The organism is Candidatus Sulfotelmatobacter sp., from assembly GCA_035498555.1.
Taxonomy (GTDB): Bacteria; Eisenbacteria; RBG-16-71-46; order RBG-16-71-46; family RBG-16-71-46; genus DATKAB01.
Genome location: DATKAB010000206.1, coordinates 1 through 24,939 on the forward strand (window position 1 = coordinate 1; position 24,939 = coordinate 24,939).

Annotated in this window: 16 protein-coding genes; 2 read left to right on the top strand and 14 right to left on the bottom strand. The window is 67.6% G+C overall.

Annotation, left to right across the window (positions count from 1 at the left end):
- The 7 genes from VMJ70_15815 to VMJ70_15845 form a co-directional block, all read right to left on the bottom strand.
- The coding region (locus VMJ70_15815) for a PorV/PorQ family protein (protein HTO92598.1) at positions 1-1,008 on the bottom strand (1,008 nt) is incomplete at its 3' end.
- The gene (locus VMJ70_15820) at positions 1,005-4,274 is read right to left on the bottom strand and encodes a hypothetical protein (protein HTO92599.1); all 3,270 of its coding nucleotides are present in this window, start codon (positions 4,272-4,274) and stop codon (positions 1,005-1,007) included. The genes VMJ70_15820 and VMJ70_15815, both read right to left, overlap by 4 nt.
- The gene (locus VMJ70_15825) at positions 4,271-6,928 is read right to left on the bottom strand and encodes a TonB-dependent receptor (GenBank protein ID HTO92600.1); all 2,658 of its coding nucleotides are present in this window, start codon (positions 6,926-6,928) and stop codon (positions 4,271-4,273) included. Before VMJ70_15825 ends, VMJ70_15820 begins: the two co-directional genes overlap by 4 nt.
- A gap of 89 nt (positions 6,929-7,017) precedes the next feature.
- Positions 7,018-8,925: a T9SS type A sorting domain-containing protein gene (locus VMJ70_15830; GenBank protein ID HTO92601.1), complete on the bottom strand. Its 1,908-nt coding sequence runs from the start codon at positions 8,923-8,925 to the stop codon at positions 7,018-7,020.
- A 204-nt stretch (positions 8,926-9,129) separates the two neighbouring features.
- Positions 9,130-10,221 (bottom strand): sn-glycerol-3-phosphate ABC transporter ATP-binding protein UgpC, encoded by a 1,092-nt coding sequence (gene ugpC, locus VMJ70_15835; protein HTO92602.1) that lies wholly within the window; start codon positions 10,219-10,221, stop codon positions 9,130-9,132.
- A gap of 9 nt (positions 10,222-10,230) precedes the next feature.
- Positions 10,231-10,881 carry a DedA family protein gene (locus VMJ70_15840; protein HTO92603.1) on the bottom strand — a complete coding sequence of 217 codons (651 nt, stop codon included), beginning with the start codon at positions 10,879-10,881 and terminating at the stop codon, positions 10,231-10,233.
- 41 nt (positions 10,882-10,922) lie between these two features.
- Positions 10,923-11,834 (bottom strand): MBL fold metallo-hydrolase, encoded by a 912-nt coding sequence (locus tag VMJ70_15845; GenBank protein ID HTO92604.1) that lies wholly within the window; start codon positions 11,832-11,834, stop codon positions 10,923-10,925.
- A gap of 173 nt (positions 11,835-12,007) precedes the next feature.
- Between VMJ70_15845 and VMJ70_15850 the strand changes: the two genes are divergently transcribed.
- A complete protein-coding gene (locus VMJ70_15850; protein HTO92605.1) occupies positions 12,008-13,705 on the top strand; it encodes a FlgD immunoglobulin-like domain containing protein in 1,698 nt (565 codons plus the stop codon).
- Positions 13,706-13,861: 156 nt separating this feature from the next.
- Here the strand turns inward: VMJ70_15850 and VMJ70_15855 are convergent, their stop codons facing one another.
- From VMJ70_15855 to VMJ70_15885, 7 genes are all read right to left on the bottom strand, one after another.
- Positions 13,862-14,677, bottom strand: a complete 816-nt coding sequence (locus VMJ70_15855) for a hypothetical protein (GenBank protein ID HTO92606.1) — start codon at positions 14,675-14,677, stop codon at positions 13,862-13,864.
- 72 nt (positions 14,678-14,749) lie between these two features.
- The gene (locus tag VMJ70_15860) at positions 14,750-15,346 is read right to left on the bottom strand and encodes a hypothetical protein (protein HTO92607.1); all 597 of its coding nucleotides are present in this window, start codon (positions 15,344-15,346) and stop codon (positions 14,750-14,752) included.
- Between the two features lie 141 nt (positions 15,347-15,487).
- Positions 15,488-16,234: a DUF4114 domain-containing protein gene (locus VMJ70_15865; protein ID HTO92608.1), complete on the bottom strand. Its 747-nt coding sequence runs from the start codon at positions 16,232-16,234 to the stop codon at positions 15,488-15,490.
- A gap of 305 nt (positions 16,235-16,539) precedes the next feature.
- Positions 16,540-17,928 (bottom strand): dihydrolipoyl dehydrogenase, encoded by a 1,389-nt coding sequence (gene lpdA / locus VMJ70_15870; GenBank protein HTO92609.1) that lies wholly within the window; start codon positions 17,926-17,928, stop codon positions 16,540-16,542.
- Between the two features lie 7 nt (positions 17,929-17,935).
- Positions 17,936-19,282 carry a 2-oxoglutarate dehydrogenase complex dihydrolipoyllysine-residue succinyltransferase gene (gene odhB / locus VMJ70_15875; GenBank protein ID HTO92610.1) on the bottom strand — a complete coding sequence of 449 codons (1,347 nt, stop codon included), beginning with the start codon at positions 19,280-19,282 and terminating at the stop codon, positions 17,936-17,938.
- The gene (locus VMJ70_15880; GenBank protein HTO92611.1) at positions 19,279-22,047 is read right to left on the bottom strand and encodes a 2-oxoglutarate dehydrogenase E1 component; all 2,769 of its coding nucleotides are present in this window, start codon (positions 22,045-22,047) and stop codon (positions 19,279-19,281) included. Before VMJ70_15880 ends, odhB begins: the two co-directional genes overlap by 4 nt.
- Positions 22,048-22,183: 136 nt before the next feature.
- Positions 22,184-24,502 carry a hypothetical protein gene (locus tag VMJ70_15885; GenBank protein HTO92612.1) on the bottom strand — a complete coding sequence of 773 codons (2,319 nt, stop codon included), beginning with the start codon at positions 24,500-24,502 and terminating at the stop codon, positions 22,184-22,186.
- 155 nt (positions 24,503-24,657) lie between these two features.
- On the opposite strand from VMJ70_15885, the gene VMJ70_15890 reads away from it, so the two are divergent.
- A partial coding sequence (locus VMJ70_15890; protein ID HTO92613.1) for an ATP-binding cassette domain-containing protein occupies positions 24,658-24,939 on the top strand: 282 nt, incomplete at its 3' end.

The following is a 24,939-nucleotide window of genomic DNA, read 5'->3' on the forward strand; positions in this document are numbered from 1 at the left end:
AAGGCCGAGGCTGAACCGCTGGGCATTGCCCAGCCGGCCCTCGTCGGCCCAGGCGTAGTCGATGTTGTAACGGAAGCCGTTCTGAGTTCCGAGGATGCCGCCGCCGAGCGTCAGACCGACCTCGGAATCCTGCTGGAACAGGTTCTGATAGCCGGCGCGCAGCGCCAGCAGCTTGCGCAGCTCCAGCTCCGTGCCGGCGCTGATGCTCTCGGTGTTGTTGTTGGGGTGAAAGGCATCCACGACCACGTCGAGGCGCGCGTCGGACGACAGCGAGAATCGCTGGCCCAATCCGGCGCGGAACAGCACCGGCACGCCGAACGAGTTGGTCTGCGCGTCGCCCGGAAGCGCGTTGTTGTCGCCAAAGCGCGAGGGATCCTGATCGTAGAGGATCATCAGGTCCCGCCCGTCGAATTGCGAGCCGGTGCCGAAGTTGGAAAGGCTCGCCCCCAGCCGCAGCCCGTTCGGCGAGGTGCGGTAGAGCGCGCCGAAATTGAACATGACCGCGCCCGCGGTGCTGTGCCAGATGCGCTCCTGAGCCAGCGTCATCTGGCCGCCGGCGACGAATCGGTCGGTGATCTCGAGCCCGTAGCCGAGACCGACCGCGAGGTCGGAGACGTTGAACTGCTCCCCCGTGCCGAGCGGTTGCTCCACGGTGCGCACGTCCATGTCGCCCGAGCCAAGATGCGTGATACTCACCACTCCGTTGCCCCACTTTCCGAGCGGCACACCCACCGCGACATAGTCGTAGGCGATGTCGGCGAACCACGCGGCGTGATCGAACTGGACCGCCCAACCTCCCAGCCGGCCGATCGAGGCCGGGTTGTAGTAGGCCGACTCGATGCCGAAATCGAGCGTCACCCCGGCGTTCCCCATGCCCGCGATCCGCGCGCTGGGCTCGATCAGTAGAAAGTCGCCGAAGGTCGTGCCCACCTTGCTCTGCGCGTGCGCCCCGAGCGGCGCCACGAACAGCAACGCCACGGCCAGCCCGACCCGAACGCGCGCCCTCACTTGATCACCGCGAATTTGCCGAGCGAGCCCGAGTAGCCGGGCGCCTCGACGTTGAAGACGTAGAGTCCCGGCGCCAGATCGAGGTTGTCCTTGGTGCGCAGATTCCACGCGACGAATCCGGCGCTCGATCCATCCTGGCGCAGGGTCTGGACCAGGTCGCCGCGCACCGTGTAGATGCGAATCACGGCGTTGAGCGGAATGTCCCGGAACTCGATGCGGCGCTCGCCGCGTCCCGACACCGCGTAGGGAGCGGGCTCGAAGCTCGCCGAGCCGACGTACGGGTTGGGCACGACGTAGGGCTTGGCATGCGCGCCGCCGCTCGAGGAGGCGACCGACTGGGCCTTGGTCTCGAAGGTGTAGATGTCGCTGGCCTGCAGCGGGCGATGGACGCGCAGGTGGTACACGTCGCCGAGCGTCGGCGGCGTTCGCGGTCCGCCGGCCGCCAGTCCGAGCGTGTCGAGCTGGACGCGCCAGGTGATGTCCTGCGTGGTGGGGGGCGCGGCGCCGTGAGTCAGGACGTCGATCCACTCATCCGGCCGGTCGAGCACTCCATTGGCGGTGCCGGTCTCGCGGAATCGGAAGTCGAGCGGGAGATCTCCCTGCGGAGTCTCGGCGTAGATCTTGAATTTGGCGGGGCGCGCGGGGAATCCGATGCCCACCGCCAGCGACGTGTCCACGTACTGATCGCTGAACACGATGCGGATGTCGTCCGGGAATCCCGGGCGCCTGAGATTGATGGACTTGTTGGTGGTCTGGTAGCTCGAGAACAGCTTCGAGCTGGTGGGCGAACCGGGGTCGAATCCCGAGTGCGTGCTGTCCACGGTGACGTGCTTCTGGGTGTAGATGACCGGCAACAGGCCACTCCCCACCGGACCCGAGCCCACCGAATCGAAGTCGCTGCCGGTGGTGAAGAACACCGCCCCATTGGTGCTGTCCGAGAGCCCGTAGGAAGTGGCGAGGATGCTCTCGGCGGCCGGGGCCGAGAACGAGATCTTGAACAGGTGACGGTCCGGCACCTCGTTCGAGTTGACGACCTGCACCGACACCGCGCCGGTGCCGTCGCCCAGCGCGTGCCGAGCGGCCTGCGCCACCGCCGAGGTGTAGCCCGAAACGCGAACGTCCGGGCGCACCGAGACCACGTTGGGCGGCAGGATCACGCCGCCGCGCGGAGTGCGTGACACGGCGATCGAGTTCTCGCTCGGATAGATCGCCAGCGAGTCGGAGCCCGGCTCGTAGCCGAAGTCGTAGGCGCAGACCGCGTAGTAGTACTGCTGGCCGTTGACGGCGGTGGAATCGGTGAACGTGTGCTTGATGCCGGTGTCGCTCCCGAGCCAGTACGCGACCCCATCGATGGTCTTCTTCGAATAGCCGGTCTTGCCGTCGGCGAGATCGAACTGAGCGATCGGGACACCGTTCCCGGGAAACGTGCCGCCACGGCCGGTGCTGATGGTCTTGGGATCGCGGAATTCGGGATCGGTCGAGCGATAGATCCTGTAGCCCTCGAAGTCGTAGAGACCGGTGACCGGGTCGATCGAGCGCTCGGCCACGTCGTTCCAGTTGAGCCGCACGTAGCCGTCGCCGGCCTCGGCGCTCACCGTGGGGAGCGACGGCGGAACCGCGAACTGGTAGTTCGCGTTGTAAATGAGCTGCACGGTCTGGACGTTCTCGCGCAGCTCCTGAAGGTCCTGGCCGTAGGCGAGCGCCAGGCTGAACCGTTCGTGCTTGCCGGCCGGGAGCTGGAAGGGGCCCGAGGCGAACAGGAACGCGATGTTGTAGTTGGCGGCCAGCGCCGAATCGAAGCGCGCGGCGGGATTGGGATCGGTGAAGTGCTGCCAGAGCCGCTCCGGCCAGTGCTGGGGATTGTCGTAGAACAGGATGTCGTCGATGGTGGGGTCGGGATTGCCCTGTCCGGCGCGAATCCGATTCATCTTGAAGCCGGTCAGCCCGATCTGATCCGACTCGTTCAGATCGGTCCGGTCGAAGTTGGGCTCGCCGTCGGTGGGAATCCCGTCGCCCTCGCCGGTGTCATGAGTGTCGGCGACGCCGTCCGCGCCGACGTCGTCGAGGTCGGCACGCCAGTCCATGTCCTCGTCGCCGGTCCACCACACTCCCGCGCGGTAGGCGGGCCGGTTCTCGAGTGGACCGTAGGTCGCGTAGAACCTGGTGGTGTCGTAGTGCGCCTCGACGTAGGCGCGGATCGCGTCCTGTCCCACGATCCGGATGCCCGGGCCACTGTCGCGCCGCTCGTCCACGATGCCATCGCCGTCGTTGTCGATGCCGTCGTAGGGATTGCCCGGCGTCTCGAGATAGGCGTAGCCGAGATAGCCGGTCTTGCCGCACGGGCCGGACAGGTCGCGGCCGTGGCCGTAAGTGTCCCAGGTGTAGACCAGGTTCAACCCGGCCGACTTGTCCCAGTAGGCGTTGTCGTCGTCCGATTCGAACACGCCGTCGCACGACAGCGTCGAGCCGCCGACGCCCGAATCCATGTAGAGGCCGAAGACGATGTTGTCGTTGTAGTCGGTGGTGCCTTCGTTGGTGATGTCGTAGTGCCAGAAGATGACGTTGCCGGCCTGCGGATTGGACCACTGGAATCCGCGCACCTCGACGCGCAGCCCCAGACCGCGCCGGGTGGAATCTCGGTAGTCGGGAAAGTAGGTCGGCCAGGCGTCGTAGGCCTGATCGTCCATGACGGTGTAGCTCTCCTGATCGGCGGCGGGGCGCTTGCCGAAGTAGCCGTCCCACGAGCCCGGCCAGCCCGGATCGTCGGGATCGTTCGTCTTGTCCGGCCACGACGAAGGCCAGGTCCGCGGGTCATTGCTGATCGCCGGCGAGCGGCCCTTGTTCTTGTTGGGATCGGGCTCGAAGAATCCCGGCCGCGGCTCGAAGCGCATCTCTCGGTTGGTGTAGGGGCTGATGCCCTGGCGCTCGCGATAGCCGGTTTCCATGATGTAGTTGTAGGTGCCGTCGCCCTGCGGGACCTTGACCAGCACGAACGGCGTGATGCCGTCCGAGTAGTTCATGCCCGAGCCCTTGGGCACTTCGACCGAGTGGAACGTGGTGAGGTCCACGTTGCCGGGATCGACGGGGTAGTCCCCCACCATGCCGAAGTTGTAGAACACGGTGCGGATGTTGGCGGCGTCGTGGGTCCCGGCACGCTCGGCGCTGATGGTGCCACGCTGGGCGGGCGGCGTGGTCGGCACGAGCTGAGCGCTGGCGCCGGCCGCCAGCACCACGATCGGAATCGCGGTCGCAATCAGGCGCCTCATGAGCCGCCTCGCAGGTTGAAGCCGAACTCGAGGCGGCGGGGCGGATAGAAGCGGGTCGGATCCTCTTCCACGCCGACGTCGGCGGGATTGCTCGAGCTGTCGACGTTGCCCGACGTGGGGAACACGAATCCGTTGAAGAACCGCGTGTCGAACACGTTGAAGATGCGCAGGAAGGCGGTGGTCGGCATGCCGAACATTCGGACGTAGGTTTCGCCCCGGAAGTCCATCAGCCAGGAGAACGGCTTGCGACCCTCATTGGTCTGGAAGCCCTGGCCGAAGCCGCCGACGCTGGTCGAAGGCGTGTAGGGCTGGCCGCTCGCCAGGCGGAACACCCCGCTCACGGTGTAGAGCTTGGGGTTGCTGACCGTGGCGGTGAGGTTGAAGGTGTTGCGCTGGTCCCAGTCGAACGGGATGTCCTGTGGCCGCGGATCGAGGCCGGCGGCGGCCCGCGTCGCGGTCTCGCGCGGATCGCTCGAGCTGCCCTCGGCGATCTGCCAGGTGTAGTCCATCGCCAGGCTGAACGGCCCGAGCGCCCGGTGGTCGGCGCTGATCGTGAATCCCACCACGCTGCCGAAGTCGACGTTGGTGAAGCGCGGATACTCGGCGTCGTTGTAGGTGGAGATGAACTCGACGCCCAGCAGGTCGCGGATGTCCTTGTAGAAGGCGTTCACGTCCACGCCGAAGTTGTCGTTGATCGCCTGCTTGTAACCGAACTGGTACTGCACGGTGCGTTGCGGCTTCACGTCGGGGTTGCCCATCACGTTGTAGACGATGGTGGATTGCAGATCGTTGAGCACCGAGTAGTCGCTGTTGTCGAAGATGTTGCCGAGCTGCGGCATCTGGTAGAAGTGGCCGTAGGCGAAGTACAGGGAGAGCCCGGGCGTGATCGGGTACGAGACGCCGATGCGCGGCGAAAACGTTTGCTTGGCGGTGGTCGGCACCTGGACCGACTGCGGCGCGCCCGGAATCGAATTGGCGGGGTTCGAGAGATCGCTGGGCAGCGTGGTGCGGGCGTCGAAGAGGTCGTAGCGAAGCCCGGCGCGCAGCCGAATCTGCTGCCACTCGATGTCGTCCTGCGCGTAGGCCGCGCCCTGGATCGGATGATAGGTCAGGGGCCCGGGGAAATTCGGCGGATCGTCCTGATGTCGCACCAGGGTCTGTCCGCCCGGACCGCTGGCGTAGGTGAGCCAGCCCGGGTGCCCGAACTGGATCGCCGGCCACTGGAACTCGCCGCCGAGCTTGTAGCGATTGCTGGAGTGCGACTCGTTCACGTACGAGGTCTTCGCTTCGATCGCGTCGGTGTTCTGAATGAAACGGTTGAGGTCCACGCCCGCATAGATCGCGTTGTTCTCGTAGTTGGCGCTGCTCTGCGGCCCTCCGGCCGCGTCGTAACGCAGATCGTTGAAGTCGTCGTACACCATGTCCTTGTAGCGGAACGTGTTCAGCCGCAGCGCGAGGTTATAGAAACTCTTGGCCGTGGGTGTCAGCGTGAAGTCCGCGCCCTGCGAAACCGAGAAGGTGTGCTGCCGGGTGAGCCCGTCGGGATCGAACCGCCAGACCCAGGTGTCGGGGCGGGTGTCGAGCAGCTCTCCCACCGCCTGATAGCCGAGCTCGTAGCGGCTGCCCGGTCGCGTCGAGAGCTTGACGAGCCCCGTCCAGTCGTGGTTGTAGGCCAGCGAGAAGCGGGCGAAGTCGCCATCCGGGTTCAGATACTTGGTGCCGTCAATCGTGTTGTCCTTCGCCGGCGTGAAGCGGCGTTCGCCGCGCACCCAGTCCTGCTGATCGCCGTAGCGGAGGTTGGCCAGATAGGTGGTATGCGCGACCGGCATCGGGCCGCTCGCCGTGAACTGGAAATTCTTGATGTCGGTGGGCTTGGCCAGCGGCGCCTCGATCCGGTCCGAGGACCAGGGAGCGAGCCAGGCCCCGAGCATCGCCTCGCCATTCCACTGGAAGCGATCGCCGCCACGCTTCAGCACCGCGTTCACCACCCCGCTCATGGCCTGCCCGTACTCGGCGTCGAAGGTGCCGGTGATGACCTGCACTTCCTCCAGCACCGAGCGGTCGAGCTGCAGCATCGAGTGATTGTCGTAGAGGTTGTTGACCGACACTCCGTCCACCTGATACTGCACCTCGTCGCTCCGCCCGCCGCGCACGTGCAGCTCCGAGCCCTGGGAAACCACGCCGGCCTGCAGCGCCACCAGGTCGTTCAGCTGCTGAACCGGCAGCTTCTCGATCTCCTGCCGGCTCACGGTGGCGATATTGCTGGTCTGGTTCACGTCCACCACTGGCCGCTTGGCGGTGATCACCACCTCCTTTACGGCGATCGGCGCTTCGCCGATGGTGACGTCGAGCGTGGCGGTCTGGTCGGCGGTCACCAGCACGTTCTGCACGGTGGTGGCCTGATAGCCCATCAGGTTCACCTTCAGCTCGTAGGTGCCGGCCGGGACGTTGGCGATGTCGAAATGCCCCTGCGCGTCGGTGAAGGCGCCGACCTTCAGTGCCGGGATCGCGACGCTCACCGCCTCGAGCGGCTGGTGCTTCGGGTCGGTGACGCGGCCGCTGATGCGGCCGGTGGTGCCGGCGAAACCGGAAACCGCCCAGGCCAGCGCCACTCCCGCGCCCGCCACGATCCTGAGCAGTCCTTCACGCCGCACGCGGAAGCCCAAGCTGTGTGCGCCTCATCTCCCCGGGAAAGACGCGAGAGGCGGTCGAGTCACCGCCTCTCGCGCCGTGACCGCCTGGATTATCGGACCAGCATCATCCGGCCGTTGAGCGTGCCGGCCGACGTCCCGGTCTGAGAATCGACCAGGCGCAGCCGATAGAAGTAGAGACCCGAGTTGAGGCCCTCGGCGCTGAACGAATAGCGCTGGTCGCCCGCGGCACGCCGGCCCAGATCCCGCTGCATGACGACGCGCCCCTGCAGATCGTAGACGTCGAGCCCGACGTGCGCCGCTTTCGGCAGCGAGAAATGCAGCGTGGTGACCTGCCGGAAGGGATTGGGTTGCGTGCCGACCAGCTCCAGTTTCGCGGGCTGCAACGGATCGGGCCCGACCGCGGTGACCCCCACGGTGGGATCGAGGTAGCCCCAGCACGAGCTGTTCTCGCCCTCGTATTGTCGGAACCACCAGGTTCGGGTGCCGTAACTGTCGGTGATGGGTTGGAACGAATCGCCATCGAGCAGATCGATCCCCAGGAACAGCAACCCGTCGCCGCGGCCGTGCGGATAGCCGAGCTTGGTGAGATCGAGCGCCAGCTCGGCCTGATAGCCGTTGTCGGGCACCTCGCCGAGCGTGTCGAGCACGGTTCCGGGATTGAGATGGATCTGCACCTTCGCCCCGTGCAGCGAATCGCGCAGGTAGGGCAGGTAGTCCTGCGCCAGCGCCTTCCCGTCAGGACCCACCTGGAACGAGAGCCGGCGTGGAATCAGCACGCGATCGCGATTGAGCGAGTCGCGCCCGTTGATCGAGACGATGAAACCGTCCCAGCGATCCACCAGCGAGTGGTATTGGACCACCTGATCGCGCACGTCGAAGCCGAGGAAGAGCGTGTCCTCCTTGAAGAAGTACCTGACCGTGCAGTCGCCGGGGTCGAGCACCGCCGCAAGTCCGCCGTTCACGGTTGGCTGGAACTGCCCGGCCCGCCACTGTGCCACGCCCGGATAGGTCTGGCGCAATGCGTCGTCGCCGTAGCGGATGTCGAACGACGGCGCCGAACCCCACACCGGCTCGGTCAGCGCGCCGTCGATGGTGGGCGACTGGAAGCCCGAGGCGTTGGGCACGATGAACTCGGGCGGCACCACCGGCACCGCGCCCGAATTGATCGTGACATCGGGCCGCGAGCAGATCCTCACTTCGTGGTACCAGCCCACGTTCCCCCACGGTCCCTCCCACCAGGTTCGGTTGGAACTGAAGTGGAGGGGATCGAGCGGCCAGAACCAGTCGCAATCGTAGATCGAGATGTTCCACTCGACGATGTCGCCGGCTGGCTTGGTGACGTCGTAGCCCATCGGCCCCAGGTTAAAGCGCATCTCGATCGTGTACGAGGTGTCGGGCGCTCCCGAGTCGGTGTTGCTGGTGCCCTGCACCGTGGTCGCCGCGTCCCAGTTGGCGATCATCTCGGGCGTGCGCGGAATCGTGTCGGTCGAGCCCCACGGGAAGCCACGGAATCCCGGCAGGCTTCCGGGCGCGTTGAGCGCCGGATTCTCGGGGTGCCACCACGAGTAGAAGTACTCGGCGTCGGGCGCCGGATAGGTGCCGGCGGCGTGATTGCGCAGATTCATCAGCAGACCGTCGAAGCGATTGAACTGGTCCGAGCCTCCGATCGACTTGTCGAACACCTTGCAGCCCATGTAGAGCTGATTGCCGATCACGAGGAACTTGAGCACCGCCTTCATCGTGTCGGTGGCGAGCGTGCCGCCTTCCTCCTGATAGCCGCTGCCGGGAATGCCGTTGCCGCCGGGGATGCGGTACTGGATGGTCTTGGTCTCGGCCTGCGCCCAGCACGGCTCGTCGAGCTTGCCGTCGAGCGTGATGGTGGCGCCGGTGGCGACGCGCGCCCAGATGACGTCGGGGCGCGGCGGATAGGCGAACGCCGCCGTCGCGAATACGGCCAGGGCGCCGGCGGCGAGGACGGCGCTGAGTCCTGCTTTCATGGCTGGACCTCCTCTGGGAAGAACGAGCGAGCTGTGGGTCGTCGGTGCGAAGCTGCCGCCGGGCCGCAAGGCGCGAAGGCCGGCGGCCCGGCGGGCGCGGACTCGGACTCGGAGGACCCCGAACGCCTTCCGCGCGGGGCCGATGAAAACGATTACATTACGCAACGGGACTGTCAAGAGTCGGTTACATCGGCGGGGCAAAATCTAGGCGATGGCGCGTTCGTCGCGCGAATCGAACACGTGGAGCGCGTCGTATCCCGCCTCGAGCTGCCCCTCGGTGCCCACCGGAGGTGGCGCCCCGGCGGTCTGGCGCGAGACCACCACTCCCACCGAGGTCCGCCAGTAGACCAGGGTTTCGTTCCCGAGCGGTTCCGAGACCTCGACGGTGCCGCGCAGGCGAAACTTGGCGTCCGAGGTCGAACCTCGAATCAGATCCTCGGGCCGGATCCCCACCAGCACCCTCTGGCCGCGGAACGGCAGCAGCTTCTCGCCGAGCGGCGCAGGCACCGGCGTATGGAAGCCCGCCACTTCCAGCGCGAGCAACCCGTTCCCCGAAATCACGGCCGGGACCAGGTTGATCGGCGGACTGCCGATGAAGCCGGCCACGAACGCATTGGCCGGCTCGTGGTAGAGCGCCTCGGGAGTCGCCACCTGCTGCAGCTCCCCGGCGCGCAGCACGGCGATGCGATCGCCGAGCGTCATCGCCTCCACCTGATCGTGCGTGACGTAGATCATGGTCGTCCTGACGCGCTGATGGAGGCGCTTGATCTCGGCGCGCGTCTGGACTCTCAGCCGCGCGTCGAGATTGGAGAGCGGTTCGTCGAACAGGAACACGCTGGGCTCGCGGACCAGGGCTCGGCCGAGCGCGACACGCTGGCGCTCGCCGCCCGACAGCTCACGCGGCTTGCGATCCAGGTAGCGCTCGATGTCGAGAGCCGCGGCCGCCGCGCGCACGCGACGATCGACGTCCGGCGCCGGCACCTTGCGGCGCCGCAGTCCGAACGCCATGTTGTCGAACACGCTCATGTGCGGGTAAAGGGCGTAATTCTGGAACACCATCGCGATGTCACGATCGCGAGGCGGTACGTCGTTCACCACTCGATCGCCGATCCGGATCTCGCCCGAGCTGACCTCCTCGAGACCCGCGATCATGCGCAGCACCGTGGACTTGCCGCAGCCCGATGGCCCGACCAGCACCAGCAGCTCGCCGTCGTCGATCTCCAGATCGAGATCGCGCACCGCCGGGTGCTTGCCGGCATACATCTTCCCGACCTTCGACAGGCGAACCTTGGGCACTCGTCCTCCTCAGGGCTCGACGATCGGCTGATGGCGGAGCTTGCGGCCGACCACGTCCACGCCGATGTAGAGCGCCAGCAGCACCAGCGCCGCCAGCACGAACCACATCAGCTTGGCCTGCAGCACGTGCGGAATCGCCGCCGGGTCCTCGAGCAACCGCGGCTGATCGGCCAGCACCCGCGCGCCGAACCACGCCAGCACCGTGCTCCACACGAACGAACCGAGCAGGGTCATCACCGAAAAGACGGTGAAGCTCATGCGCGCCGCTCCGGCCGGCAGCGAGACCAGATGCCGCACCACCGGCAGCAGGCGCGCGAAGAAGATGCCGCCGGCCGAGAAGTGCTGGATCCATTTCTCGGCCAGCAGCCATTTCTTCTCGGGCACGAACAGGTACTTCCCATAGCGCAGGATCAGCGGGCGGCCCACCCCGCGCGCCACCCAGTAGGAAATCGCGGCGCCCGCCCACGAGCCCAGCGTAGCCGCCGCCACCACGCCCCAGAAGTGGAACCGGCCTTGCTCGGCCCAGTAGGCGGCGGGGGGAATCACCACCTCGCTCGGCAGCGGAAACACCGTCGACTCGATCGCCATCAGCGTGAACACGCCGGCGTAACCCCATTCCAGCGACAGCCGGAACCAGGTCGCAAGCAGGGAGTGGAACACGGCTCAGCTCACCCCGGAGGATCGGGCGGCGATCTTCACTCTCAACCCCGTCCTGCTCGGTCGGAAGAGGTGTCGCCCTGCGGCACCATCGGCCGAACCTCCGCGGCCGGCACCGTTTCGCTCCAGCGGAAGTCCTCGCCGTCCGGCTCGGGCTTCCCCAGCGCCAGCTCGGGGTCGTGCTCGAGAAAGATCCACGAGCGCTCGCGATGCGCACGCTCGAGCAGCGCGCGCTTTTCGGTCATGGTCTCGATCGCGGCGACGTCGTAGCCCATCACGAAAGGAATGCGCACGTGACTCGCGGTCGGGATCAAGTCGGCCACGAAGTACAAGGCCTCCTCCGGGCCACCCACGCGCAGCAGCTGCTGGCCGCGCGTATGTCCCTCGGCGAGCAGCAGCTCGACTTCGGGCCAGGGGCGCTGCGGCCCCTCCATCAGGTTCAGGACCCCGGCCTCGACCAGCGGCTCGAAGTTCTCGCTGAGGTACGAAGCGCGCTCGCGCAGGTTGGAATGTCGCGCGTTCTCGAGATTGCGCGCCTGCACGTGATACCGCGCGCGCGGCAGAGTCGGCACCAGCCGGTCTCCGGCGCGTTTCGTCGAGCCGCCGGCGTGGTCGAAATGGAGGTGGGTCAGCACCACGTCGGTCACATCGCGGGGATCGAGCCCCTGCGCCGCCAGCGACCGCTCGAGGTCGTGCTGCTCGTGCTCCACGCGGTAGATGTCGGCGAGCTTGGGCGGAAACTTGTCGCCGATGCCGATGTCGACCAGCACGCGGCGCCCGTAGCCGTCGAGCAGCAGGCAGCGCATCGCCAGCCGGATGCGGTTCCTCTCGTCGGGCGGCTGCAGCTTGGCCCACAGGGGCTTCGGCACCGAGCCGAACATCGAGCCGCCATCGAGCCACAGATATCCGGTCTCGATGGCGAGTGCTCGCCAGCCTCCGAAGATCAGTTCGCGCATCGGCGCAGAATGGCCGAAGCCGCGCGACGGGGTCAAACCCGTGGAACCGTCGCGGTCGGTTACGGGTAGGACGACGGCAGCCGCGACCCCGCGGCGCCACGCGCGGAGGCTCCCCAACTAATTCCTGGCTACTTCTCCGGTTCCCTGTCTCACGCCCCAACCTGGAGATTGCCATGGACCGCTTCAAACCTACCTCCCGCCGCGCGGCGCTCTGCGCCGCAATCGTACTGGTCGCTGCAGCAAACCCCGGTCTCGCCGGCTGGCCCGCCAACGGCACCCCGCTGAGTGGCCCCACGCCTGTCCAGGGTTTTCAGACCGCCGTGGCTTCGGACGGAGCGCTGCTCGTGCTGCGGGACATCCTGCTGCCGAGTTCCATCGCGCGGCTCACGACCGGCGGCGCGACCGTGCCGGGCTGGCCCGTGGCGGTGGCCGGCAGCGGCTACGTGGACGGACTTGCGCCCGATCTCCTGGGTGGCTGTTACTACGCGCTCTCGAATCCCGGGGTCTACATCCATCACCTGCGCGCCGATGGCAGCGCCGATCCCGCGTGGCCCGCGAACGGCGTCCTGCTCTGCGACGCTCCGGGCTACAAGCACGCGCAGATCGCCGCCGACCCCGGCGGCGGCGTTTACGTCGTGTGGGCGGATGGACGCGACTCCCCGGGCCTGCCGCGCGCGCTGTTCGCGTCGCGGGTCCTGCCCGATGGAACGGTGGCGGCGGGCTGGGACGCGGGTGGCACTCGTCTCGCGACCGTGCCCGATACCACGAACATCTCGCTCGGATTCAGTCGTGACGACGGTGTCGGCGGTCTCTACGCACTCGAAGCCCGAACCGTCCACTTCGGGCTGCCCGAACAGAGCTTCGAGGAGTTTCTGGTCCACCTCTCGCCGAACGGACCGAGTCCGAGCTGGCCCTCGGGCGGATTCTTCCCGCCTGGCGTCCCGCTGGGCACGGGATTCACCTTCGATCACGACGGCGCTGGAGGCGTGTTCGTGAACTGGAATGTGGGTGAGAGCGGTTTCGTTCAGCGCTTCGACACGACCGGCAACGTCGCCGCTGGCTGGCCGCCCGAGGGTCACCGCGTGGTCGCGGACACCGGCGTCGGCTGTCTGACCGGAGGGATCCTCGCCGATGGGAACGGAGGAGTGCTTTTCCCGATGATCGCGGGCCCGCCGGGGGACTACGGCAGCTGGCTCAACTACGTGAGCGGCCTGGACGGAACGGGCGCGGCCCTTTCCGGCTGGCCCGCGCCCGGCGTCGAGTTCCCCGCGAATGTCTTCTCGGTCGGGTGGCTCGCGACCGACGGCGCGGCCGGGTGCTACCTGGAGTGGGGGAACGTCGATCCAACCACGTACTTCCTGTCCGATCTGCGCGTGTTGCGGGTGCGTTCGAACGGAACGATGGCGCCCGGTTTTCCCGATTCGGGGCTCGTCGTGTGCGCGGGACCCGGGGTTCGCTATCAGCCGGCGCTCGTTCCTGACGGGCGCGGAGGCGTGTATGCGGTATGGCTCGACTCGCGAAACCACACGCCCGCCAATGCGTACGACGTCTACGCGACCCGCGTCGGTCCCAGCGGCGACGCGCTCGCGAGCGTGGCGGCGCCGCCGCCCGCCGCGAATTCACTCGTGGCGTCTCCCAATCCGTTCACGAGCGCCGTCTCGTTCGAGATTGCCGCGGGCGGCGCCCGGGACTCGCGGCTCGACATCTTCGATGCCGCGGGGCGGCGGGTGCGCACGCTGGCCGGCGGAGCCGGTTCCTCGGGACGGGTTCAGTGGAACGGGCTGGACGATGCGGGCCGTGTGGTGCCGCCTGGGCTCTATCTGGTGCGCACGCACGCCGGCGCTTCGGTCCGCGTGGTGCGCGTGCTATGAAGATGGTGCGGTGAAGATTGTTGATGACGCGTTGCCGAGGCGGCCCGGGCCGCCTTGAGGCGAGCGTTCAGGCCGCCAGGTAACCCGACGCGTTCGGGGAAGAGCGGGTTCCGGGGGGCCGGCGCGGGTCGCGCCGGCCCCCTGGCCGAAGTCCGATCAGCTGACGGTGATGGTCAGGGTCTTGGCGAACTGAATGCGACCCGAGGCTCCGCCGCCGCCGCCCGCCGGCAACACGCGGCCGTCCGGTGTCTCCTGCCGGCCAATCGGCGAGGCGTTCTCGGTGCCGTAGAGGAATGCCGCAGTGACGGTGTAGGTGCCGGGCTTGGACGGCGCCTGGAGCGTGTAGACCACCTTGCAGGTCGGATAGGTGTTGGTCGAAGGATCGCTCTTCACGCCCTGCACGTTCACGTAGTTGATGTTCTTCTGCAGGTCCTTGTAGCGACCGTCGAGGAATGCGGTCTGCGGCTTGCCGTCGGGACCGGTGACGTCGGGCGCCTTGGTGATCAGGAACCCCTCGGTCTGCACCGGGCTGGATTCGAAGCGAAGGTCGTTATCGGTGAGCATCACGCCCACCACCGGACCCGCGCCGCCGTGCGTGGTGACGGTGACGGTCAGCGTGCCGAGCGCCTTCACGGTGGTGGCCGAGGCGGCGATCTCGACCTTGCTGTTCGCATCCATCGCCTTCACGGTGTCGAGCAGCTTCTTGCGATCGTCCTCCGACAGCTTGCCGTATCGCTCCTGCCCGCCCTGAATGGACGCGTAGTGCCGGTTCTCGACCGTCATGCTGCTGGCAATGTCGGCGGGCTGATCGCGAAGCTGGTCCGCCCCCACCGACGAATGACATCCGGCGCAGTAGGTGTTGGCGTTGGTCGTGAACCGGGGCGTTCCTCCCGGATACGCCCGAAGCTGCCCCGCCACACCGGTCAGCGCGGTCAGTCCGAGAACGGCGGCGATAGCGATACGTGCGTTCATGCACTCCTCCCCTGAATTCATGACGATCCGCGGCCCGACCGGAAGCGATGATTCACTGCGAGGTCGGCAAGGCTACCCCTCGGTGCCTCCAGCGTCCAGATCGCGGTGACAGCGCTGGCACTGCGCTCGGACGCTGACGTTGTCGAGGTAGTGCCTGTCGCTCGGCCCGGCCCGATGCACCTGATGGCAGGAGAAGCAGGGCAGTTTGACGCCGAGGTGGTCGGAGAGCTGGTGGTACTCGTCGGTCTCCTCGCTGCTCTTCGTGCCATGGACGTCCTTCTCATGGCACTTGAGGCAGGCGGAGTTGGTGAGCGGCAGGCGCATGGAAGTCGGTTCGTGCCGATCGCCGGCCACCCAGCGCGCCGCGTCCCAGGCCGAGAGCAGCGTCACCTGACTCCAGCCCGCCAGCCCTTCGCCGCTGTGGCAGGTGAAGCAACGCTCGGGGTGATTGCCGTGATGCGCCCGGAAGTGCGCGGCCGACAGGGTCCGCGCCGGCGCCTCGGTCATGTCGCGATAGATCTGGCCATGCAAGTGGCAGGAGATGCAGAAGCGGTTGTCACCATCGAGGCGTTTCACCACCACGGTCGGGATCACCGCGGCCGCGATCAGAGCGAGCGCCGCGATCCAGAGGCGCCGCCGTGCCGCGCTCGAGGAGGGAAGGATCGGCATCGTCGCGCAGTGTTCCCGCGATCGCTCCGCGACGCAAGCCGCGGCGCGGCCCGCGGCCTCGAATCCGCCACCAAAGGCACGAGCGCGTTCCAGAGTCGGAACGCGCCCGTGTGGCCGGGAGGGGGGACCGGCGATTCGGAGCTAGTGCAGGTACTTGGTCTTCAATGCTCCCATGGTCAGAGGCACGGTCGGCGTGGCGCCGAACGCGGTGACCTCGAAGACCAGGTCATTGAAGTCGTTGTCCGTCGGGTAGCAGCACGGACCCGGATTGGCTCCGCTGTCGAGATCCTCGAAGCACACCAGCCAGGTATTAGGATGCGTCCACTGCGAGATGTCGAACACCAGCGCTTGCACGTCGCCGTCGAACGGCGCGTGGATCGCCACGCCGTTCGGCCCGAGATCGTTGTAGAAGCGATTCGTGAAGAACATCTCGGGCTCCGGCGCGTTGATGGCGTCACCGTGCCCGTTCGGATTGAGGTAGAAGCCGAAGCGCGTCATCGGATGATTGAACACGATCATCGACGAGGCGCCCTCGCTGGCCGGCCCGTCGAACACCACGCCGTCGTCCACGCCGTCGATCACCGGCTTGTGGCCATCCTCGACGTACCAGCCGAGAATGTTGTTGTCGGCGTTGCCGGCCACTTCACGCACCAGCATCGCCGAGAAATGATCGCCGAACCAGAACCACGGATCGGGGTCGCCGGGCTTGGCGCCGAGATAGTCGGTGGTGACGGTGATGTGTCCTGGTCCGTAGAGACCGTCAACGATGTGCTGAAGCGAATTCGTCGGTCCGTCCCAGCTGGTCCCGAAAACGACCGGAACGACCGCGTGCGCCGGAGTGGCCAGGGCGGTGGCCAATGCCAGCACTGCCGGCACGCATAACTTCATGGACGTCCTCATGAGAAAGGGCTCTCCGTGGATGCGGGGACAAGCTGTCGTGCTTCGGAGAATGCCCGCCGGGGATAGGGACGGCGGGCTTCTGCGCCAACAGGGAGGGACCTAAGGGCAGGCGCAGAATTCCGAATAACGCGAAAAGTCTAGGGATTCTCGGGCCAGAATTCAAGCAGCAAAGCGCAGGATCGGCCCTTATCGCCGGGTTGCTGGCGCGTCGCGGCGAATTGCAATGGGCCCGGAAACCCGTCCCCCGGGCCTCGGGATCCCCGGAGCCGCTCAACATTCTGCGCCGCACAACCCTAGATATGAATCGGGCTGCCCGTAACCGCCAGGGCGGCCTCCTTGATCGCCTCCGCCAGCGTGGGATGGGCGTGGACCGAGCGGGCCACGTCCTCGGAGCTCGCCCCCATCTCCATGGCCACCACCAGCTCCGCGATCAAGTCGCTCGCCCACGGCCCCAGGATGTGGGCACCCAGCAGCCGGTCGGTCGCGGCGTCGGCCACCAGCGCGACCTGCCCATCCCGCTCGTTCATGGCCCTGGCCCGGCCGTTGACCATGAACGGGAAGGTCCCGACGCGGACTTCACGCCTCTGCCGCTCGGCCTCCTCGACCGTCAGCCCCACGCTGGCCAGTTCCGGCCAGGTGTAGACGACGTTCGGGATGCAGTCGTAGGACACATGTCCGGCGCGTCCGGCCATGTTCTCCACCGCGGCGATGCCCTCCTCTTCGGCCTTGTGCGCCAGCATGGGTCCGGCCGTCACGTCGCCGATCGCGAAGATTCCGGGCACGCGAGTTTCGTAGCGCTCGTTCACGCGTACGCGGCCCTTCTCGTCCAGCTCGACGCCGGCCTCGCGGGCGCCCAGCCCCTCGGTGTAGGGCCGGCGCCCCACCGCCACCAGCAGCACCTCGCAGGCCTCTTCGCGCGTGATGCCCTTCGAATCGATCGTCACCCGCACTTCGTCGCCCTCGACGCGAGCCGCCCGGGCCGAGGTCTCCAGGTCGAAGCGGAACCCCTGCCGCTCGAGGATCTTCTTGAGCATCGCCCCGCTCCCGCGATCGACGCCCGGCAGGATCCGGTCCTGGAACTCGAGCACGCGCACCTCGGATCCGAGCCGCATCCACACCGAGCCCAGCTCGAGCCCGATCGCGCCGGCGCCGACCACCATCAGGCGCCGCGGCACCTCGGGAAGCGCCAGCGCGTCGGTCGAATGGACGATGCGGCGGCCATCGAACGCGACGCCGGGGAGCGCCGCCGCCTTGCTGCCGGTGGCGATCAGGATGCGCTGGGTGTCGAGCGTCTGGGCGCCGCTCTCCCCCTTCACCTCGACGCGGCCCGGCGACTCGATGCGCCCGAATCCGAACACCGGCGCCACACCGTACTTCTTGAACAGCGTGCCGACCCCCGAGGTGAGCCCGCGCACCACGGTGTCCTTCCGCTTCATCATGGTGGCGAGATCGAACTCGGCGGTGGCGCGGATGCCGTGCACGGCGAGGCCGTGCTTCACGTGGTGCAAGTTCTCGGTCGAGTCGAGCAGCGCCTTGCTGGGAATACAGCCGACGTTGAGGCAGGTGCCGCCCAGGGTCGGATACTTCTCGACGCACGCGGTCTTGAGGCCGAGCTGCGCGGCGCGGATCGCCGCGACGTAGCCGCCCGGTCCCGAGCCGATCACCACCAGGTCGTAGCTCATGACCTGTTCAGATCTCGAGCAGCATGCGCTCGGGATCCTCGAGCCGTTCCTTGACGCGCACCAGGAAGGTGACGGCCTGCTCGCCATCCACGATTCGGTGATCGTAGGACACCGCGAGGTACATCATCGGGCGGATCACGATCTGGTCGTCCACCACTACCGGCCGCTTCTCGATCTTGTGCATGCCGAGAATGCCGCTCTGCGGCGGATTGAGGATCGGCGTCGAGAGCAGCGAGCCATAGACGCCGCCGTTCGAGATCGTGAACGTCCCGCCCGACAGCTCGTCGAGGGAGAGCGCGCCGTCGCGCCCGCGCGCGGCGAGCCGGCCGATCTCGCGCTCCATCTCGGCGAGCGAGAGCGTGTCGGCGCGCTTCACCACCGGCACCACCAGCCCGCGCTCGGTGCCCACCGCCACGCCAAGATGAACGCGGCGGCGATAGACGATGTCGGTGCCGCGGATCTCGGCATTCAGTTCGGGCACATCGGCGAGCGCCAGGATCACGGCGCGTCCGAACAGGCTCATGAAACCGAGCTTCACGCCGTGCTTCTTCTCGAACGCGTCGCGGTGTCGCGCGCGCAGCTCGAGCACCGCGGTCATGTCCACTTCGTTGAAGGTGGTGAGGATCGCCGCGGTGTGCTGCGCGCGGACCAGCCGCTCGGCAATCCGCTGCCGGATGCGGCTCATTGGCACGATCTGCTCGTCGGCCTCCTCGATGGGCGCGCCGGCGGGCGCGCCCGGCGCCTGGGCGGGAATCGCGGGCGATTCGCCGGCGGGCGCCGGCGCAGCGGCCGGCTTCGATTCGATCTCGCGCAACACGTCACCCTTGAGCAGGCGACCGCCGGGCCCGGTGCCCTTGAGCGCGCGGGGGTCGAGTCCGTGCTCGGTTACCAACCGGAGCACGGCCGGGGAGAGCGCCGGTGCTTCATGAGGCGGCGGCGCGGGAGCCTTCGCGATCGGCGGCGCTGTGGCCGGCGGCGCGGGAGCCTTCGCGATCGGCGGCGCGGTGGCCGGCGGTGCGGGAGCCTTCGCGATCGGCGGCGCGGCGGACGGCGGTGCGGCGGGCGCCGGAGGCACGGCGGCTGCCGGGGTCGTCGCCGCGGTGGGCGGAATCGAGGCGGCCGCCCCGTTCACCTCGACTTCGCCGAGCACATCCCCCACCACCACGGTGTCGCCGGGCTTCCGCGCGTGATGCAGCTTGCCGGCCACCGGCGCCGCGATCTCGACCGCGGCCTTATCGGTCTCGAGCGTGGCCACCGGCTCGTCGGCGCGCACCGCGGCGCCGTCGGGCTTCAGCCATTCGACCAGCACCGCCTCCGAAATCGATTCGGCAAGCCGCGGAACCTCGATCCTCACGAGCCGCTTCCCTCCGAAGCGCGTGCCACCCGGCGCGGCGCGCGCGGCGCGGCACCCGGCGAGCCCTGGCGGAAGGCGCGCTCGATCAGCTGGTGCTCCTGCTCGGCATGCTGCGGATAGGAGCCGCTCGCCGGGGTGGGCGCGGCTTTTCGCGCCACCAGATAGAGCGTGGCGCCCTGGGGCAGCACGCCCTCCAGCCGGTGCCGGGTGTTCCGCCATGCGCCCATGTTGGCCGGCTCCTCCTGCACCCAGCGGATGTCCCTGGCTTGCGGGTAGCGCTGGAACAATTGAGTCAGCTCGAGCCGCGGAAACGGATAGAGCTGCTCCAGCCTCACCAGCGCCACGTCCTCGCGACCTCGCGTCCCGCGCGCCTCGAGCAACGTATAGAAGAGGCGCCCCGAGCAGAGCAGGATCGAACTCACTCGATCGGGCGCCGCGACTCCCGGGTCGTCGAGCAGGGTGTGGAACTCGCCGTCGGTGAAATCCCTGAGCGCCGAGACCGCCTGGCGATGGCGGAGCAGGCTCTTGGGACTCAGGACCACCAGCGGCCGGCGATACGGACGCTTCTGCTGGCGCCGCAGCACGTGGAAGAGCTGCGCCGGCGTGGTCAGGTTCACGACCTGCAGGTTTCCGTCCGCGCACAACTCGAGGAAGCGCTCGAGCCGCGCGCTCGAGTGCTCGGGGCCCTGGCCTTCGTAGCCGTGCGGGAGCAGCAACGTGAGACCCGACATGCGCCGCCACTTGCCTTCGCCGCTCGCCAGGAACTGGTCGATGTAGACCTGGGCGACGTTGGCGAAGTCGCCGAACTGCGCCTCCCAGATCACCAGCGTGTGAGGATCGGCGGTGCTGTAGCCGTACTCGAAACCGAGCGGGGCGGCCTCGCTGAGCGGCGTGTCGAAGACCTCGAAGCGGCCCTGGCCCGGCCCCAGGTGCTGGAGCGGCGTCCAGCGCCTGCCGGTCGCGCTGTCGTGGAGTACGGCGTGGCGATGGCTGAAGGTCCCGCGCCCGGAGTCCTGGCCGGACAGGCGCACGTGCTCGCCTTCGAGCAACAGCGAGCCGATCGCCAGCATCTCTCCGCCACCCCAGTCCACGCGGTCCTGCTCGAGCATCTTGACGCGGTCGTCGAGCACGCGGCGCACGCGCGCGTGCACCTGGAAGCCGTCGGGCACGCGGGCCGCGTCGCGCGCAATCCGCTCGAGCAGCGAGCGCGGGGCGCGCGTGTCGGCGGTCCACTCCTCGCTGTCCCAGCGCATGCCGCTCCAGACACCGCTCGGCTCGCGCGCGGTACGCGGCACCTCACCGCCACGCAAACGAGCGTGCGCGGCCTGAAGCGTCGCCTCGATCTCGGACTCGATCGCCTGGAGCCCGGCGGCATCGAGAGCGCCTTCGTCGATCAGGCGCCGGGCGTAACGACGCGAGGCCGGTTCGTGCTTCGCGATCGCCGCGTACATGGTGGGCTGCGTGAAGGTCGGATCGTCGAGCTCGTTGTGGCCGTGCTTGCGATAGCAGATCAGATCGATGATCGCGTCGCGCTTGAATTCCATGCGATAGGCGAGCGCCAGATCCATGGCGTGAACCGCGGCCTCGGGCTCGTCGCCGTTCACGTGGAACACCGGCGCCTCGATGATGCGCGCAATGTCGGTGGCGTAGCGGCTGTGGCGCGCGTCCGACGGCGAGGTGGTGAAGCCGACCTGATTGTTGACCACGATGTGCAGCGCGCCGCCGGTCCAGTAGGGCGACAGCTGCGCCAGCGACAGGGTCTCGGGCACGATGCCTTCGCCCGAGAACGCGGCGTCGCCGTGGATCAGCAGCGGCACGGTGCGCTCGCGGGCGGCGTCGCCGGTGATCTCCTGGCGCGCGCGCACGCTGCCCAGCACCACCGGGTTCACGAATTCGAGATGACTGGGGTTGTAGTGCATGCTGAGCGCGAGGTTCCTCCCGCCGGTGGTGCGCACCGAAGCGAAACCCAGGTGATACTTCACGTCGCCGTGGTTGGCGGCCTCCTCGGGGGCGCCGGTCTCGAACTCGGCGAAGATGCTCTCGAGCGGCTTGTGGAGCACGTTGGCCAGCACGTTGAGCCGGCCCCGATGGGGCATGCCGATCACCAGCTGCTCGATGCCGCGCGCCGCCGAGCGCTCGACCAGCGTCTCGAGCATCGGGATGAGCGTGGCGCCGCCTTCCAGAGAAAAGCGCTTCTGCCCCACGTACTTGACGTGAAGGAACTGTTCGAAGGCGTCGGCGGTCATGAGCTCGCGCAGGATGGCGACGCGCTCGTCGCGCGACAGCGACGGGCGATTGCGGTTGGGCTCCATCCGCTCCTGCAGCCACTCGCGGCGGCGGCGGTTCGGAATGTCCATGAACTCGACGCCGAGCGGTCCGCAATAGGTCTCGCTCAGCTCCACGATCAGTTCGCGCAGCGTGCCCGAGAACTCCCCCCGGAACGGGTAGGGCTCGACCGGAGAGTCGAGATCGGCTTCGCTCAAGCCGAAGTTCGAGAGCTCGAGCAGCGGCTCGCTCGGTGCCGCCGTGCTCAGCGGATCGAGGCGCGCGGCGCGATGGCCGAACTCGCGATAGGCGCTGACCAGTCCGAACACGCCGGCGGTCGGCGTACCGGCCGCGGCCGGCCGCGATCCCGCGAAGTCGAAGCCGGCGAAGAACAGCGCCCATTCCTCGGGAACCGAGGCCGGATCCTTCAGGAACTCGGCGTAGAGCTTCTCGATGTAGCCGGCATTGGCGCGCTGGATGAAATCGAGACGGCTGGACATGGCTTCCTCGGGAGTCGGGCGCCGCGCAGGCCGAAAGGGCCCCGAGCGGAGTCGGCTGCCGAAGCTACCACGAACGGCGGCGGGAGGAATCCCGCCGCCGTTGCGATGTCGCCGTCCCTGGAATCGAAGCTCGCCGCTAGCGCGTGCGCTGCAATTCCGGCTGCCAGGTGATCGGGCTGAAAGTGGGCGGCGGCTTGCGTGTTCTCGGGGCCCCGGCGTAGTGGATCCCCCACTCGTCCTGCAGCACCCAGTCCACCAGCGCCTTGCAATCCTGCTGCCGGAAGTCCCAAAGACTGAATCCGGTCCAGATGACAGGCTGGAATTGAGAGGGCCGATATATGGTCATGCAGACGTTGACCGGATTGACGCCCGGCTGCACGAGCTGCGCCCCGCTCGCCTGGTAGAGTGAGTCGAGAGTCGAGACCGGCGCGCCTCCCGGCCCGGAGTTCTCCGTCACCACGTTGGGTTGGCTGAGGTATTCCGCCGGTAACGCGCTCGTGACGTAGAAGTCGCCCGGATAGGACCGCAATGGAGGAAGCGGATCGCTCGCAGGCGTCTTCACCAGCATGGCCGGCGGCAAACGGTCGTACCTCGAGCCGGCCCCTTCGAATCGCCCGAGATTGCGCGTGTAGCTGATCGTCGTCAGAGCGAGCTTGATCTCCGAGCGCCAGCCGGCGATATCGTAGGGCATGCGGCCGGGAACGAGTTCGGAAGCGGGTGGATTGGAAGAGAATGTCATTCCCGCACCCGGGCCGCCTGGAGGATCGTTGGACGGCTTGTTGTAGTCCACCATCGTGGCCGCGGTGACTCCGCCGCCCGCCACCCAAAGGTTACCCCCTCCGGACACGTAGGCCGCGAGTGTGTTCTGATGCCCCACCTTGCACATGTAACGCAGGGTGCTGGAAGCGTCGACCGGGTTCGTGGGCGACCCGGTCTTGTAGGCCCCGAACCAGTCCGTGATCCAGATGACGTGCGAATACTGGAGCAGGGTGGACAGAGGAACGCTGCCGCTGGCGAGCAATCGAGTGGACAGCGTGTCGAAAGCGTATCCCGCGAACAAGCCCGGGCCGGACAGGGTGCCGGTGGGATAGCATTTCCAGGGCGCCCCGCCGTGAGCAAATAGGAACGTGTCGAGCTCGGCGGCAGTGGGCCAGCGGCCCACCGGTGTCTTCACGCACGAAGTGCCGGGTTGAAGGACGTCGAGCAGAAGTCGAGTGTCGTCCACGATCAGAAGCTGGTGGTCGAGGCTTGCGGCGACCGTCGTCATCGCCACGATGCCCAGGCTCGCGAGACCATTGGTGTCCCGCGCTTCGATATAGAGCAGGTGCGTCTCGCCCGGTCCGAACGGGCCGACCGTGGCGGAAGTGGTGGTGGGATTAGGCTGGCTCCAATGGGCGAGATCGGTGGCCTCGTCGCTGCGCGGCGTCTGATCGAACACGTCGGCGATATCGAGTGTCCAGCGATAGGCGGCGATACTGGCGCCCGGAGCGGGAACGCCGAACCAATTCGTGGCGACGGGCTGCCCCGCGGGAACCGTGATCGGCACCTGGTACATGGGATCGGTGGAGTAAGACCCGGACGGATAGGTGTAGTTGAGATACGAATTGAACATCGTCAGGCGCGGCCCGCCGGTTCCCGGCACCACCACGCGCATGTTCAGCATGTTGGTGTTCAGCGAGAACACCTGCGTGTACGCGCCCTGATCGTCCTGCGCCACCACCACGAACAGGTAGTCGCTCTGAGATACGAGGTTGCTGAGCTGCGCGGAGGTGGTATCGCCCGCGACTCGCGTCCAGCCCGCGTAGTCGCGCGGCTCGTAGTAGCGCCGCACCGAATCGGGGTTCGCGATGGCGACGCTGTAGGGGACCTCGCTGGATGCGGTCAGCAGCAGGTACTTGTACGCGACCGGCATCGTGCCGACGAGGCCGTCGGGGTCCGTTCCCCGCCAGTCGATCCGAATCGTCGACGGCACCAAAGCCGGGCTCAGAGCCGATGGAACCGGCTGCGTGATCTGCACCATGGGCGCGATGTTGTCGTCGATGATGGCGATGCGCTCCGAGCGCGAGGTCTGCCCGCGCGCATCCACGGCGCTGACCGCGAAGTTCGTGACGGACGCAGGCCGATGTGCCGCGATCTCGGCGCCAGTCCGCTTCGCCGGCACCTCGAGCGAGAACGCGGTGGCCTGCGTCGAGAGCCAGCTCGCGTCCGGATGAGCGGCATCGCTCGGGTTGACGGCATACACGAAGTGATCCGCCGAGCCGCTCTTCAGAACCCAAGAGAGCGAGTAACGCGGCTTCGCCGCCGTGCTCGAAAGATCGCGAGTGGCGCGAAGCGCGAGCGCCGGCGTTCCGGAATCGAGCCGCGGCGCGAGGGGCGATTGGTGACGGCCGCATCCGCCGACGGCAGTGGCGAGCACCGCCAGCAGGAGCGCCGAACCTGGTCGGTGGATCAGCATTCGCATCGGGTTCCCCTTACGAATTGGGACGACCCGGTCGGGAGCGACAATTCGATCCTAGGGTCGCGAGCGGGGACGAGCAAGATGAATCTTCCCCAGGTCGTCTCCCGCTCGAGTTGCCCACCGCCCGCAGTCCCCCTATGTTCGCCGGTCCCATGAACCTCGCCCGAGCGAATCATTCCGGCAACGGCCTGGCGCTCGCCTGCCGCGGCCTGGTCAAGCGCTACTCCGACGTGGTGGCGGTGAACGGTCTCGATCTCGAGATCCGAGCCGGGGAATGCTTCGGTCTGCTCGGGCCCAACGGCGCCGGCAAGACCACGACGATCGAGATCCTCGAAGGCTTGAACGTCGCCGACGCCGGCTCGGTCGAGGTGCTGGGTCAATGCTGGGGCGCCGGGCACGACCGCGCGCTGCGCCAGCGGCTCGGCATTCAGCTC